General features: G+C 66.0%; 11 protein-coding genes. 1 reads left to right on the forward strand and 10 read right to left on the reverse strand.

Translation table 11 applies throughout. From position 1 onward, the window contains the following. Window positions 1–1353 (forward strand): putative bifunctional diguanylate cyclase/phosphodiesterase (locus tag V7Q81_RS02945; RefSeq protein WP_333840206.1); only part of this gene is annotated, 1353 nt, incomplete at its 5' end. Between the two features lie 14 nt (window positions 1354–1367). Here V7Q81_RS02945 and V7Q81_RS02950 read toward each other — a convergent pair. The 10 genes from V7Q81_RS02950 to epsF all read right to left on the reverse strand — a co-directional run bounded on the left by V7Q81_RS02950 (window position 1368) and on the right by epsF (window position 13578). Continuing rightward, a complete protein-coding gene (locus tag V7Q81_RS02950) occupies window positions 1368–2072 on the reverse strand; it encodes a hypothetical protein (RefSeq protein ID WP_333840207.1) in 705 nt (234 codons plus the stop codon). Window positions 2073–2107: 35 nt separating this feature from the next. Beyond that, window positions 2108–3400, reverse strand: a complete 1293-nt coding sequence (locus V7Q81_RS02955; protein WP_333840208.1) for a hypothetical protein — start codon at window positions 3398–3400, stop codon at window positions 2108–2110. 9 nt (window positions 3401–3409) lie between these two features. Further along, on the reverse strand, window positions 3410–5215 hold the full coding sequence (locus V7Q81_RS02960; protein ID WP_333840209.1) for a DapH/DapD/GlmU-related protein: 1806 nt from the start codon (window positions 5213–5215) through the stop codon (window positions 3410–3412). Between the two features lie 2 nt (window positions 5216–5217). Further along, window positions 5218–6360: a glycosyltransferase gene (locus V7Q81_RS02965; protein ID WP_333840210.1), complete on the reverse strand. Its 1143-nt coding sequence runs from the start codon at window positions 6358–6360 to the stop codon at window positions 5218–5220. Continuing rightward, window positions 6338–7600 carry a polysaccharide pyruvyl transferase family protein gene (locus V7Q81_RS02970; RefSeq protein WP_333840211.1) on the reverse strand — a complete coding sequence of 421 codons (1263 nt, stop codon included), beginning with the start codon at window positions 7598–7600 and terminating at the stop codon, window positions 6338–6340. The genes V7Q81_RS02965 and V7Q81_RS02970 overlap by 23 nt, the downstream gene beginning before the upstream one ends. A 43-nt stretch (window positions 7601–7643) precedes the next feature. After that, window positions 7644–9044, reverse strand: a complete 1401-nt coding sequence (locus V7Q81_RS02975; protein ID WP_333840212.1) for an oligosaccharide flippase family protein — start codon at window positions 9042–9044, stop codon at window positions 7644–7646. Next, window positions 9041–10009 (reverse strand): GDP-L-fucose synthase family protein, encoded by a 969-nt coding sequence (locus tag V7Q81_RS02980; protein ID WP_333840213.1) that lies wholly within the window; start codon window positions 10007–10009, stop codon window positions 9041–9043. The genes V7Q81_RS02975 and V7Q81_RS02980 overlap by 4 nt, the downstream gene beginning before the upstream one ends. Further along, window positions 10002–11135 (reverse strand): GDP-mannose 4,6-dehydratase, encoded by a 1134-nt coding sequence (gene gmd / locus V7Q81_RS02985; RefSeq protein WP_333840214.1) that lies wholly within the window; start codon window positions 11133–11135, stop codon window positions 10002–10004. Before gmd ends, V7Q81_RS02980 begins: the two co-directional genes overlap by 8 nt. Before the next feature lie 65 nt (window positions 11136–11200). Further along, the gene (epsG, locus tag V7Q81_RS02990; protein WP_333840215.1) at window positions 11201–12088 is read right to left on the reverse strand and encodes a chain length determinant protein tyrosine kinase EpsG; all 888 of its coding nucleotides are present in this window, start codon (window positions 12086–12088) and stop codon (window positions 11201–11203) included. An 8-nt stretch (window positions 12089–12096) separates the two neighbouring features. Beyond that, a complete protein-coding gene (epsF, locus tag V7Q81_RS02995; RefSeq protein ID WP_333840217.1) occupies window positions 12097–13578 on the reverse strand; it encodes a chain length determinant protein EpsF in 1482 nt (493 codons plus the stop codon). Window positions 13579–13591 lie beyond the last annotated feature (13 nt).

Genomic DNA, 13591 nt, shown 5'->3' on the forward strand with positions numbered 1-13591 from the left:
GTGGCAGAGGACATTAGCGAGCGCAAGGCTTCCCAGGCAGCGGTGGAGCGGCTCGCCTTCTACGATCCGGTCACGGCGTTGCCCAACCGCAGCTTGTTCTCCGATCGGATCGCTCAGGCGGTGACCGCTGCCCGGCGCAGCGGAGAGCGGGTGGCGATCCTGTTCATGGACCTAGACCGCTTCAAGGAAATCAACGACTCTCTGGGTCACGAGGCGGGGGACCAGTTGCTGCGGCAGGTGGGAGAGCGACTGCGCGCCTGCGTGCGCCCGAGCGATACGGTAGCCCGCCTGGGCGGTGACGAGTTCGGGCTGCTGCTCACCCAACTGGGAGCGTCCCGGGATGCCGCCGTGGTGGCAGAGAAGATCCTGCAGGCGTTCACCCAGCCATTTCGCATTCATGCCCAGGAAGTGTTCTCCACCCCCAGTATCGGTATCGCCGTGTTCCCCGCCGATGGGACGAGCTGCGAGACTCTGCTCAAGAACGCCGATGCCGCCATGTACCAGGCGAAGGAAGGGCGCAACATGTACCGCTTCTTCACCCCCGAGCTCAACGCCATGGCGGTGCGGCGGCTGGAGCTGGAAGGGGCCATCCGACGGGGGCTCGAGCGAGGAGAATTTGAGGTCCACTATCAGCCCCAGGTGGAGCTGGAGACGGGACGGGTCGTGGGCGTCGAGGCCCTCGCCCGCTGGCGGCATCCCCAGCGGGGACTGGTGCCCCCGGCCGAGTTCATCCCCCTGGCTGAGGAGACCGGCCTCATCGTGGCGTTGGGGGAATTCCTGCTGGCTCAGGCCTGTCGGGACGCCTGCCGGTGGAGCGAGCGCCATCCCCAGGCGCCGCGGGTGGCGGTCAACGTCTCGGCCCGCCAGTTCTGCCACGGGGACATTCTGCGCGCAGTGGGCTCAGCCCTCGGTGCGAGCGGACTGGATCCTTCCCAGCTCGAGCTGGAACTTACCGAAAGCGTGCTGATGAAGGACGCGGAAAGGACGGTGGTGAGCTTAAGGGAGCTCAAGGCGCTGGGAGTAGGTCTTTCCATCGACGATTTTGGCACCGGGTATTCCTCCTTGAGCTATCTCAAGCGCTTCTCCATCGACGCCTTGAAGATCGACCGCTCGTTCGTGCGCGACATCGCCGTCGACCCCGACGACGCGGCCATCGTGACCGCCATCATCGCCATGGCCCGGCGCTTGCGGTTGCGGGTGATCGCCGAAGGGGTGGAGGATGAGGGGCAGAGGCGCTTCCTGCTGGAAAACGGGTGCAGACACGGTCAGGGCTTTCTCTACGCCCGGCCGATGCCCTTGGAGGAGCTGCTGCAATACCTAGACCGGCACTCTCCGGAAGGCCGCTCCCACTGACCCGGCGCCCGGGGTCAATGGCCCCGGCTGTGCTTTTTCAGGAAGGCGAGGATAGTCTCCAGGTCCAGCTCCACCGCGTTCTTGGGGCTGGAGGGCCCCCCCTCGATGGTGCCATGCCAGGCGAGGTAGCCGCGCATTCGCTCCACTACTGCAGGCCATTCCTTGGCCGTGTGCCGCCGGGGGTCGGGCGTGGCGTGGCACTGGGAGCAGGCCAGCTCGAATGCCTGTCCCTCGGGAGTGGCAAGGTCGGGATAGCGGCGGGGATCGATCGCTTCCTGTCCGTGTTTCTGGAGGTAGGCCACCAGGGTTTTCTTTTCCGCCGCTGTGGGCGCCTCGACCTCCGCCATGAGGTCTTTCATCAGCGGACCCAGATTGCCTTTGCCTTCCATGCGCCACACCATGCGGTCCACGACGGCGGGCCAGTGGGCGGCCGTGTGCATGGCGGGATTCGGCAGATGGTGGCACTGGACGCAATAGCGCTGGAGGAGCCGGGCCCCTTCCGACCGGGGCTCGGGGAGCCGCGCCGGATCGGGTCCGGGCGGCAGGATGCGGCGTAGCAGGTTACCGTGAACCGTCTGATCCCAGCGCTTAGCGTACCGGGCCTCCAGGGGACTCACCGGGGTTGCTTGGGCTTTGGACGGAGGAAGCTCCCCCGCCATGGGCCCTGCATCGGTCAATGCGGCCGCAACGAGGGCAGCAAAGATTCGGGCAATGCGCACGGCGCACATCCTGAAGGATTTTTCCGCCCGTCAAATTACCACAACCGTCTCGGCTTCGGACAGTCCAGCACCGCCGGGCTCTGGGCCCGCAGGCTCAAGCCGAGCAGCAACCCTACCCCCGTCCACAGCAGGTAGGCCATGGACGGCTGCAGGAGAATGGGATTGAAGGTAAAGGTGATCCCGCCGGCCAGGCTGAGGAGGGCCAGGGTGTGGGCCTCGGGGGCCCAGGGGTGAGCAAGGGCCGCCGGGCGCAGCAGGCTCGTATAGGCGATGCGGGCCACCCGGGCGAGCCCCCAGGCCGCAAGCCCCAGGCCCAGCAGGCCGCCGTGGGCCATCAGGTCGAGCAGGTCGCTGTGGGTCGGTAGCATGTTGTCCGCAATGCCGATGGCATAGAGGGTAAATTTCTCCACCGCCTCGGCGGTGAACAGGCTACCCCACAAGGGCGAGGCTTTGAACTGTTCTAAGGCTGTGCCATAGGTATGCAGGCGGTATTCCACGTTGCCGGTGGGCAGCGCCAGCGAACCCCTGGCCACCAGGATGGCAAGCCCTGCAGCGGCCGCGGTCCCAAGGAGCAGGAATCCGTAGACCAGCGCCAACCGGTGCAGCAGCGGCTTCGAGCGTAGCCGGGGCAAGGCTACGATGGCGGCGAGGTAGGCCACTGTGATCATCCCGATCAGATAGGATGTGTACTTCTGGGAGAACCCGGCCATGGAAAGAAAGAAGGCGAAGGCCGGCCAGCGCTTGAGGGGTCGTATCCCCGTATCGGCGAAAAACCAGGCGGCCATCGGGATGACCAGGAAGATCTGCTCGTGGTAGACCTGGCGTACGCCGAAGTTGGCGATCAGGTAGCAGCCCATCACCGTAGCCGCCACCAGGACGATGCGCAAATAGCCACGCACGAGGGCTGCGGGCGCATCCGATTCGAGCACCATGGCCGCGGCGGCCACGGTCAACGCCATGTAGAGCCCTACGTTGAGAAACGTGCTGCGAATGTCGCCGAGCAACCGTGCAGAGAGGCTTCCGGCGACGATGATGGCGGCGAGGACCAGTAAGGGCCAGGCTGCCTCTGCGGCTCGCACCGGGCGTCGCGCCGCGGGCAGGGGATCAAACAGACGGCGTCCCGCCAGGGTGAGGCCGATCGCCGGCAGCGTGATCAGGAGGGCTAGATGCTTGATGGCCGGATAGGTGGCCAAGCCCCACGCCAGGGGGTCCACGGTGACCGCGGCGGCGATGGCGACCCCCAGGAGAAAGCCGTATTCCGACCAGAGCAGGCCAGAGCGCGTACCCGCTTGCACGGGGAAGCGGCATGGAGCGATGTGAGAGCCCATGTCAGACGCTCAGGATCCGAAAGCCTTGCTCGGCGCAAGGGGCGCCGCTCGTTCCACATCACGCCCCAACGGAGGCGGATCCGGGTCGAGGATGCGGTTTGCACCCACCACCGTGACATAGGGGGGCACGTCCCGGGTGACTACCGCATTAGCGCCTACCGTCGCGCCCCGGCCGATCCGCACCCCACCGAGGATCCTGGCGCCGGCGCCGATATAGACGTCGTCCTCGATCACCGGTGCTGCGTTCTCGTCCAGGTTTTTGCCGCCGATGGTGACCTGCTGCATGATGGTTACCCGCTTGCCGATCACCGCCTTGGAATGGATTACGATCCCGTAAGGATGGGGCATGTGTATGGGGGAGTCGATTCGGCAGTAGATGTCGCTGTTGAAAACAACTCGCAATAGCTTGCTCAGCACGGGCACTTTGTGCCGGCAGAAGAACAGGAGCAGGCGGGTCGTGACGGGGTTGCGGAAGAGCTGCACCGTGGCATGGCGGCGCTCCACGCGGCGCTCCAGGACATCCAGCACTGCCGCCTCTGCGTCGGCCACCACGGTCGGGAGGGCCTGCGCCGCATCGATCACAATGGCATTGGCAAGCCGCGCTGTCAATTCTATGTAGGCTCGGCGCTGACGCGCGGATTCTGCGGCGGGAACCTCCGCTTTACGGGCCTGTGCCACCTCGGCTGGGACATCCAGCAGCACCCACAGGTCGGGGCGCGGGACCAGCCTCGCCAACCACCGGGCTAGCGTCAGGCGACCGCCGTGGCGGTAACGCCCTGGATCCACCAGCAGATCGTGATAATAGCGGTCGAACACCACCAGGGTGGAGCGGGTGATGAGGGAGCGTACCACCAGGGCATAGCCTACCAGATGGTCGAGGGCCAGATAGAGCAGCTTGGCTGCCGACCCGAGGGTTCCTCGCGGGGGAGAAGCATGGGGTGTGGTGACCCGGGCGAAGGTAGTGTTGCCGCTCCCCAGGGCCCGGGGGCGCAGGTGGAAGCGGTAGGTTTTTCGGAACGCCGGTGCCAGATCGGCCAGCACCTGCTCGATCACGCTGCTCTTGCCACTGCCATCGGGGCCGAGAAAGACCACCAGGGCCCCGGTGGGCTGGAGCACCCGGACGACTTTGCGGTGCAGCTCTCCCAGCATGCTGGCGAAGGAACGGGGCACCGCCCGGTGCAGCGCGCGGCGCAAGGCGGGCAGGTCGCCTCGCACGGCTGACCAGTCGTTGCTTTCTGCGGCGCAGGCGAGGCGCTGGGCATTCCCTCCCGTCAGCCAGAACCGCTCGAGTAGCACTCGTGCCCGATCCGGGTCCTGCCGCCAGCGCTCCGACAGATACTCCCCGTGGTGGTCCTCCAGGTTCCCTTTGTCGATCTTTTTCAGCAGGTAGTAGATGAACTGCACGGCGGGGGACGGCACATAGAAGCCCTTGGGCTCGCCGGCGCCGTCCAGCTCGAGCCGGCGGCCCGCCAGGATCTCGTCGGCTGCCAGCAGGCGTCGGCCGGCCCGATAGTAGTCGCTGCACACGTCCAGGGCGAGGTAGCACGGTTTGCCTGCGGTGTCGGTCCACACCAGGACGAAGTAGATGGCGGTCTGCTCGTGCTGGATCCATTGCACGAGGCGCACGTCCTGCTCCCGGCAGAAGCGGGCGAGCAAGCGGGGGATTTTTTGGAAGGCCTCCTGGGATACGACGAGGTCGAGGTCGCTTTCGATCGCCTCGAGATAGCCGCGGCTGTCTCCCACCACGCAATAGGGAATTTCGGCCTGCTCCAGGGCATCGCACAGGGCCAGGGCGAGATAGGCGCGGTCGTCCATGGTCAGGCAAGTAGGCGAGCGTAGCGGGCCAGGGCGTCGGCAGCGATCGCCTTCCACTGGAACCTAGCTAGGGCGTAACGACGGCCGCTGAGCCCCATGTCTTTCCATTCGGCGCGGCGCTTTGCCAGTGTGCGCAGCCCGGCCTTGATCCCGGCCACCGTCGGCGGCACGGCGAGACCGCAGCCTGCGGTCCGCACGTGGCTGGCGATTCCGGCGCCCTCGGACACCAGCAATACGCGGGCAGCCAGCATGGCCTCCAGGGCCGCCAGGCCAAAGCCTTCGAACCGGGACGGCAGGCAGAAGACGTCGTGGGCGGCAATGAGCTCGGGTGCGGGCCGGCGGTAATCCGGCTCCCGGAAAGAGACCCGGTCGGCGATGGCCAGGGCCTGGGCCTGGCGGGTGAGTGTCGGCCGGTCTCCCCAATCCGGTCCCTGAAGGGTGAGCCGAAGATCGAGCTCGGGGACGAGCTGGGCCACGGCGGCGAGGAGCAGGTCTAGGCCCTTGTGGTAGGCGTCGAGCCGCCCGAGAAACACGAGCGCCATGGGTTGTGCCTCCCTGCCGCGCCATTGCAAAGACGAGCAGGGCGGCACCGCCGCCGGATCGATCCCGTTCGGCGCTTCGATCACGGGCACTTCCAGCCCGAGCCGGCGCAAGCACTCGGCATGGCGCCCGTCCAGGACCTGGATAGCGGCGGCGTGCTTAAGCAGACGGCGCTCGAAGAGAAACCAATAGGGCCATTTGAGGTGCCGGTTCCTGCGGAAGACTGATCGCTCGTAGGGATCGTGGGGTACCGCCACGTAGGGGATGCCCCGGGCGCGCAACAACCGCCCCATGGCGTAAGCCGCCGGATGGAACATGCCGTTGACGAGGCATACGCTGCGCGATGGCGTGAGCCTCTCGCCCACGTAACGCTTGAGCTCCGGGGCCAGGCGGAAGCTACGGTAGGGTGCGAGGTTGGGGAAACATTCGATGGCGTAACCTGCTTCGCTCCAGGTGGAGCGTCGCTGGGGACCCTCGCACAGAACCGTGACCGCCGCGCCATTGGCGGCCAGCCCGGAGGCGAGGCCGTGGACGGCAATGGCCGTGCCACCGAGAAGCGGCGAGCCAGCGGCGGGGAAGTGCTTAAGGTACAGTGCCACGTTCATGGCCGGCTGTCGCGGGTCTGGAGATGAATTCATGGGCCAGGGCGAGAAGGTGGCGCCGCACCTCTTCCCGACCGGCCCAAGCGGCCGAGCGGCGCATCGCTTCCCGCTGTGCGGAGAGCACTTGCTCCCACCGGGACGGAGCGGTGAGAGGGGCGAGCCGCAGTGCGTGCTCCAATTCGGGACTGAATTCTTGCAGGCCCAAGGTTTCGAAATGGCACCGGAGCTTGGGCGCCGCGGAGAGGCCGATCACCGGAAGGCCTTCGGCCAACCCCAGGATGGCGGCATGGAGCCGGGAGGCGATGACCCAGTCGCTTTTCCGAAGCAGGTCGAGCAACTGCTCCAGGTGCTCTGGAAAGCAGAGCTCCACCCGCGGTCCCGCGATGCGGGCGAACACCCGCTGGGCCGCAACCACGTCCTGCGCAACGCCTGTGGTGAAGATGCGCACCCAGGGCGCGTCCTGGTTCAGGGCGTTGCGGGTTATGGTGCCCACCAGGGCCACCAAGGCGTCCTCTAGTCGCTGCTGAGCCCTGTCCCAAGGGGCGGGAAGTCGGCTCACGTTTACCGCAATGGTGAAATCCTCGGTGGGCTGGCGCGGAGGGCCTTGGAGGTGGCGAGCCGCGAGGCAGAAGTCGCCGAAGACCGGCACGGGCCGTTCCAGGACAGCGCTGAGCCGCTGGGCGGTGGTATGATCCCGGGCGGCCACCACGGTGCAGGCGGCGAGAAAGCGGCGAATGCGCGTCTCGCCTGCTCGCGACCAGGGACCTTCGGCGCTGCAGCCCAGACAGAAGAGGGGTTTATTCAGCCATGCCGCGCCCTGGGCGAGGGCGGCCAGGGATTGGGGAAAGTGCAGGTTCGCGTCCGTGAGGAGGCCCCCTCCTCCCACAGAGATCGCCTGGATGCGCCTGAGACCCGGCAGGAGCCGCAGTAGCCGGTACTGCTGTCGTAACCCACGAACGAGCCGCTTGGCCCCCGGCGCGAGCCCGGGCGGCAGGCGGTAGGAGACGTGTGCCGGCGCAGTGCCGCCTCCCGAGGCGGCCAGCTCCACCGTGGGTTTCAAGGCTCCCAGGCCGTAGGCGTCCACCCGCCAGCCGCATTCCTCGAAGAACTGTACCAAGGCCCGGTAGATCGCCCGATCCCCCAGGTTGGCGGTGTTCCATTCGCCGAAGGCCGCTACTCCTGGCCTGTCGGGAGTTTCTTCGCGCCTTTTCCGCGCAACGGTTGGCGTCGATGACCCGTGCATGTGCGATATCCCCGCACCCTGGATCAACCGATTCCCCATGAATTCAATCCTTGGCTCGCGGTGTCGACGGGGCCTCTGGGGCGGCGGCGAAGCCTCGCTTCATGAGCCGCCCGTAGGCAAGCCCCGTGGCCGCCAGCAGGGCTGTGTTGATCACGATGCTGGACAAGGGAACGCCTAGCACGCCCAGCAGGCCAACGAAGGCGACCCCCGAGGTGGCCAGCAGAACCACCGGGATGAGATGGATGTAGAAGATGGATTTCGTTCCCTTGAGGGCCAGCAGGCCGATATCGAAGGGAAACTTGGAGAAAGTGATGCACTGGGCCACCGTGGACAGGGCGAGCAGCAGAGCCATTTCGCTGTTGGCATAGCGGGTCCCATAAGCGAGCTCCAGGACGGGGCCCGGGAAACCTACCAGCACTAGGGCGAACGGGACGAAGGCCACTGTGAGCAACACGAGAGCGCGGCGTACCCAGCGGGAAAGCCCCACCCGTCCACCTCGCTGATAGGCCAGGCTGCCCCGGGAAGGCAGATAGCTGTAGGCAGCCTGCCGCAGGGGGTTCATCACATTGACGAGGTGGGTGGCGGCGCGATAGAGGCCCACCTGCTCTGCCCCCAGCATGATTGCGACCAGCCAGGCGTGGCCCTGGCTGCCTAGCCACACCATAAGGTTCTGCCCCGCAAGCCAGCGGCCGAACTCCCACACTTGCGCCCAGATCCGCTTGAGGGACTCGCTCGTTCCGGCGTCGAAGCGGACGTGGTCGCGGAGCTGCGCCACACCGAGGGCCACGCCGGCGAGGGAGGAGGCGCCCAAGATCAGGAGCGCGGCTTGCGCCGAACCTCGCCATGGCCCGGGCCGGGTGAGAGCCCAGGCTCCCAGCAGCTGCAAACCGTAGGAGATCAGGTCGTTGAACGCCGCTCCGCGGGATTGTCCCCGCGTGTACAGGACGCGTCGCACGAACTCCTGCCCCATCCAGGGTACGGCAGCGACGGCCAGCGCGAAGAGGGTCGCGCCCAGGGCGGGGGAGGCGGCGTAGCTCAAGAACGCGCCGGCGGCGACCAGGGCGAGGAACACGGCCCCGCCCAGCGCTGCCTGGGCGGCTACCAAGGCAGCGGTGAAGCGCCTGTACTGTGCCAAATCGAGACCCGCGGCGAGCACGTTGTGGGGCTGGACGATCAGCCCACTTTGTACGCTCGTGAGCAGCAACAGCCCGGTGTAGGCGAGCATGAAGAGGCCGAAGTCTGCCGTGGTGAGGTGACGGGCGAACAGGTAGATCGTGAGGAAGTTGGTTGCGCTGACGAGACACTGGTCGATCAACGCCCAACGGGCGCCTTCCAGCCAGGCGAACGCGCGCTTCGCTCGGGCGGAGGCAGCACCGCTGCCGTTCGGGGCTGAAGAGGCGCGCGCCTCCGGACCGCCGGCATCGCTCGAAAGCCCCGTCTTCACCGGTACTCCGCTTCGGCGCGCTCGAAGACATGGTTTTCCAAGCACCACTGATAGGTGTGCCGCAATCCCTCTTCCAGACTGTAGTGCGGCGTCCAGCCGAGCGCCCGGATGCGGCTTATGTCCAGGCGCTTCTGGAATGTGCCGTCCGGCTTGCTGGTATCGAAGCTGAGTTCGCCCTGGAAGCCCACGACCCGGGCCACGGTTTCCGCCAGCTCCCGCACGGTGACGTCGGTTCCGGTGCCTACGTTGTACACGCCTTCGCCAACGTCTTTCTCCATGAGCAGAACACAGGCGCGCGCCAGATCATCCACATGCAGCAGTTCCCGCCTCGGTCTTCCCGATCCCCACACGGTCAGGGTCGCAGCGCCGCAATGCCTGGCCATATGGGCCTTGCGCAGGAGCGCCGGAACCACATGACTCGTGATCAAATCGAAATTGTCGTGGGGCCCGTACAGATTGGTCGGCATGACACAGACATAACTAGTGCCGTACTGAACGTTGAACGCCTCGCACAGCTTGAGGCCTGCCACCTTCGCCACGGCGTAGGGCTCGTTGGTCCGCTCGAATGGCCCAGTGAGCAGGTCCTCTTCCCGGATCGGCTGGTGACAGTCGCGGGGATAGATGCAGCTCGAGCCCAGGAAGAGGAGCCGGTGCACGCCGGCGCGGAAAGCGGCCTCGATCACGTTGGTGGCGATGATCAGGTTCTGGTAGATGAAATCCGCGCGGTAAGTGTCGTTGGCCAGGATGCCCCCCACCTTGGCGGCGGCGAGAAAGACATAGTCCGGCCGCTCCTGCGCCATGAAGCGGCGTACCGCCGCCTGCTCGGTCAGGTCGAGCGCCTGGCGAGTGCGCGTCACCAGGTTGCGGTAACCCCGAGCGTGCAGGGCTCGCATCAACGCCGAGCCCACCATGCCACGGTGACCAGCTACGTAGATGCGGGCGTTCGAACCGATGGCGCTACTCATGGTATTCGAGCACCTTGTAACCGTGCCGTTTCACCAGTCGGTCCCGCTGGGCAATTCGGTAGTCCTCCAGGACCATCTCGGCTACCAAGTCCCGGAACGAGGTTTTCGGCCGCCATCCCAAGCAGCGCTGGGCCTTGGCAGGATCGCCGAGCAGCGCATCGACCTCGGTGGGGCGGAAGTAACGGGGGTCGATGCGCACGATGATCTGGCCGGCGCGAACGTGGGTGGCGAGGGGGCTGTCAACCGCCGCCACCACGCCGCGCTCGTCGCTGCCTTGGCCTTTCCAGACAAGGGAAATGCCCAATTCCTCGGCCGCCGTCTCCACGAACTGGCGTACCGAGTATTGTTGCCCGGTGGCGATGACGTAATCATCCGGTCGATCCTGCTGCAGCATGAGCCATTGCATTTCCACGTAGTCCCGGGCGTGGCCCCAGTCCCGCCGAGCGTCCAGATTTCCGAGGTAGAGGCAGTCCTGCAGCCCCAGGCAGATGCGGGCCAACCCGCGGGTCACCTTGCGGGTGACGAAGGTTTCCCCGCGCTTGGGGGACTCGTGGTTAAACAGGATCCCGTTGCACGCGTATAGGCCGTAGGCTTCCCGGTAGTTCACCGTGATCCAGTAAGCGTAGAGCTTCGCCGCTGCGTAGGGGCTGCGCGGGTAGAAAGGGGTGGTCTCCCGCTGGGGAATCTCCTGCACCTTGCCGAACAGCTCGGAAGTGGACGCCTGGTAGAAGCGCGTGCGCCGCTCCAGCCCGAGGACGCGGATCGCTTCCAGAATACGCAGTGCACCGAGCCCGTCCGCGTTGGCCGTGTACTCGGGTTCCTCGAACGACACTGCCACGTGGCTCTGGGCGGCCAGGTTATAGATCTCGTCCGGCTGCACCTGTTGGATCGCCCGCACCAAACTACTGGTATCGGTCATGTCCCCGTAGTGGAGAATCAGGCGGCGATTCTTCTCTTGAGGATGCTGATACAGGTGGTCGATGCGGTCGGTGTTGAGCAAGGATGAGCGGCGCTTGATGCCGTGTACTTCGTAGCCCTTTTCGATCAGGAATTCCGCCAGATAAGCCCCGTCCTGGCCTGTGATTCCGGTGATCAACGCTTTCTTCACGTTCTTTCCTCCAGTCATGCCGACTGTCTCGTGTTGACGATCTCTCGGGGAATGTCCATTAAGCCCAGTGGCCTGCATTTCGCTCAAAGACGATTCATGACAGTGCCCGCTAGCGCGGCGCCGCAGTCTACGATCGCTTGCTGGAGTCGCCTGAGATCGGAAACCCTGGTCTTGTCCTGGCGCGCCACCAGAAGGGCGCCTGCGGCGCGGGCGGCCACGATGCGCGCGTCCGCCCCCAGCGCGGCAGCCGGTGTGTCGATCAGGATCACCGTGTATCGGTGAGCCGCTTCCTCCAGCAACCGGCAGAACTCTGCCCGACTCAACAGCTCCAGGGGGTTCGGAGGCACGGTACCCGCGGCGAGCACCGACAGGCTCTCGAAATAGGCGACCCGTTCGGCGACATCTAGGGTGGTGCGTCCGCTTAAGGCTTGGGCAAGCCCCAGGCCGGTGCTCCCGAGCCCGAACACTCGGTGCTGCCGTGGCGCGCGTAGATTCGCGTCGATCAGCAGGGTGTTTTCGCCCATCTGGGCGAACACCACTGCTAGGTTGGCCGCTAGGTAGCTTTTGCCGTCGCCGCTGTCCGGGCTGACGATGGCCAGCATTTTCCGCTCGGGCGAAAACCAGTGGAGCAGCAGGTGGGTGCGCAGCTCCCGCAGGGTTTCTGTCTGGCGGTCAAAGGGATCGTAGGCGGCGATGAGCTCGCGGCTGAGGGCTCCCTGCCTGGGCTGCAGGTAGGGGAAGTCGAACTGGATTGCCAGCGCCTGCTGCACGTCGGCAGCGCTCACGAGGTGCAGTCGGCGTGCCGCCTCGCCGAAGGGCAGCCCTTTTTCCCGGTGGTAGAGGAACACCCGCGCTACATCGTCGGGCCGTAGCTTCCCCATGTCTACCAAGATGCGGCCAATGGGTCGCTCATCGACCCCGGCTGCGCCCCGACCCGGGCCGGCGTCCTTCAGCTCGATCATACGTCTCATGGTGGGGCTCATGGGCTATGAAGGGAGCGTAGGTTGGGCCGCGGCAGGCGCGCCACGTTCTGCCGGCCGCCGGTTCTCGGCACAAGGACCGCCAGCACCGGGAGACCGAGAGCTTCGACGAGGTCGCGGTCGCTACGCACGTAGCGGTTGGCGGCCTCGCAGGCAAGAGCCAGGCTGATGCCAAGGGCCAGGCCGCCGACGAACCCCAGGGCCAGGATCAGCGTTGCGTTGGGATACGCTGGCCGTAGGGGAACCGAAGCGGGGTTGATCACCGAAACGTTCGCCTGGTCGAGCTGGCTCTCCATCTTCGCCTGGGTGAAGCGCTGGGCAGCCGCATCGTAGGCCCGCCGGGCGTTTTCCACCTCCCGTGAGAGGATCGCCAGCTCGTCGCGTTCGCTCTTGAGCTTCAAGACCTTGGCCTTCTGCTGTTCCAGCGCCCGGCGGAGGGCGCCCGTACGCTCACGCGAAAGGCGCCCTCCGGAGGCCAACGCCTCGGCCACCTGGCGGGTTTCCCTAGTGAGTTCGATGCGCAGCCGCGCAAGCTCGCTCAAGGCCGCTTGGTACTGGGGGTGGTTGCGGCCGATGCGCAGGGACAGCTCGCCGAGCTTCGCCTCCTTCTGGGCGATCTCGTGGCGCAACTGCTGGATCAGGGCATTGCTGAGTACTTCGGGCGGGGCATTTTCGGGCTTTGCACCGGCCGCTAGAAACTGGCGGATCTGCCGCTCACTCGCTTCGCTGCCGTAGGACTCAGCCTGGGCCGCGATGAGCTGGGACGACAGCTCGGCGAGTCGGGCGTTTTCCACGTCCAGGCGTTCGTCGCTAGCGACAATGCCTTTGTCCTGCTGAAATTTCGAAAGCCGCGCTTCCGCCATTTCCAAGTTGCGCTTGAGCGCTTGCAACTGATCATCGAACCAGCGGGTGCTTTGCCTGGCCGGCTGCACCCGTAGCTGCACCGTGGTGTCCAGGTACGCGTGCACGAAGGCGTTGGCCACTTCGGCGGCGAACTGCGGATCGGCGGAGGTGTATCTTAACTTGATGACCTGGCTGTCACGCCTCGACTGCAGCTCGAGATCGCGGAGGAGCCGCTCGGCGAGCCACTCCTTCAACGAGCGCGGGCGCTCTTGCTCGCTCCCGGAGGAGAGGAGCGCCAGCCATGTCTTCACTGCAGCCAAGGGGGTTGCGTTCCTGAGCAGCGCTCCGGCGTCTGGGCGCTGCTCGAGCCCCAGCGCTTCCACCACCTTTTGCGCCACTTGGGGGCTGGCGATGATGTCGAGCTGGGTGGCGATGGCGCTCGCTACTGGTTGGGGCTGCACTGCTGTTCCTGAGACAGGGTGTTGCATGCCCACATCGACCACTACGCTCGCCGTGGCGACGTAGCGCTTGGGCAGGAGTGCGATCGCGGCGGCCGCAACGCCGAGCATAGCGATGGTGACCAGCACGATAAGTCTCGTGCGCCCCTGCAGGATTCTCAGGAACTGTATGAACGTCATGGCTGTGCGCCTC

The organism is Pelomicrobium sp., assembly GCF_036803785.1.
Taxonomy (GTDB): Bacteria; Pseudomonadota; Gammaproteobacteria; order Burkholderiales; family UBA6910; genus Pelomicrobium.

Bases quoted from the DNA above. Each gene is read 5' to 3' on its own strand.
- V7Q81_RS02955 (WP_333840208.1), bottom strand. From the start codon at position 3,400: ATGGGCTCTCACATCGCTCCATGCCGCTTCCCCGTGCAAGCGGGTACG.
- V7Q81_RS02960 (WP_333840209.1), bottom strand. From the start codon at position 5,215: ATGGACGACCGCGCCTATCTCGCCCTGGCCCTGTGCGATGCCCTGGAG.
- V7Q81_RS02965 (WP_333840210.1), bottom strand. From the start codon at position 6,360: ATGAACGTGGCACTGTACCTTAAGCACTTCCCCGCCGCTGGCTCGCCG.
- V7Q81_RS02970 (WP_333840211.1), bottom strand. From the start codon at position 7,600: ATGCACGGGTCATCGACGCCAACCGTTGCGCGGAAAAGGCGCGAAGAA.
- V7Q81_RS02980 (WP_333840213.1), bottom strand. From the start codon at position 10,009: ATGAGTAGCGCCATCGGTTCGAACGCCCGCATCTACGTAGCTGGTCAC.
- gmd (WP_333840214.1), bottom strand. From the start codon at position 11,135: ATGACTGGAGGAAAGAACGTGAAGAAAGCGTTGATCACCGGAATCACA.
- epsG (WP_333840215.1), bottom strand. From the start codon at position 12,088: ATGAGACGTATGATCGAGCTGAAGGACGCCGGCCCGGGTCGGGGCGCA.
- epsF (WP_333840217.1), bottom strand. From the start codon at position 13,578: ATGACGTTCATACAGTTCCTGAGAATCCTGCAGGGGCGCACGAGACTT.